Raw genomic sequence first — 445 nt, forward strand, 5'->3', positions numbered from 1 at the left:
TCAGGGTGGAGCGCACACCTCGGATCTTCGTCACCGTATCGATGAACTCGGTACTGCCCAGCACGCGCTTCAACCTTGCGGTGACGGCGCCGCTCGCCTCGTTCAACGCCGCGCCGATCTTGACGGCTTCCGGCGTCGGGAAGACGGCGGTCTCGCGGCCGTCGGCTTCCGTCTTGCGGCGTTCGATCAGGCCCTTGCTTTCCAGGCCATCCAGCGCGCGCGTTGCCGGGGGGCGCGTGACGGACATCGCTTCCGACAACTCGCTTTGCAGCATGCCCGGGCGGTCGACGATCGCACGGAGCATGAAGCCTTGCGGCGGCGTGAGATCAAACGGCGCGAAGGCGTCTGCCCAGACCCGGTCGAGCTTGCGGGCCAGGGCGGTGGTGTTGAAGTAGAGGCAGTGGTCGAACATGGTGAGTCGATGGTAGGTGAGGATGGTTAGATA

At 65.2% G+C, this 445-nt stretch carries 1 protein-coding gene; it reads right to left on the reverse strand.

Going from position 1 to position 445, the window contains the following annotated elements:
- Nucleotides 1-445, reverse strand: a 445-nt coding sequence (locus AC6EMZ_RS23270) for a MarR family winged helix-turn-helix transcriptional regulator (RefSeq protein ID WP_498405180.1), incomplete at both ends; no start/stop codon positions are given.

Source organism: Enterobacter sp. SCRI0065, from assembly GCF_059766475.1.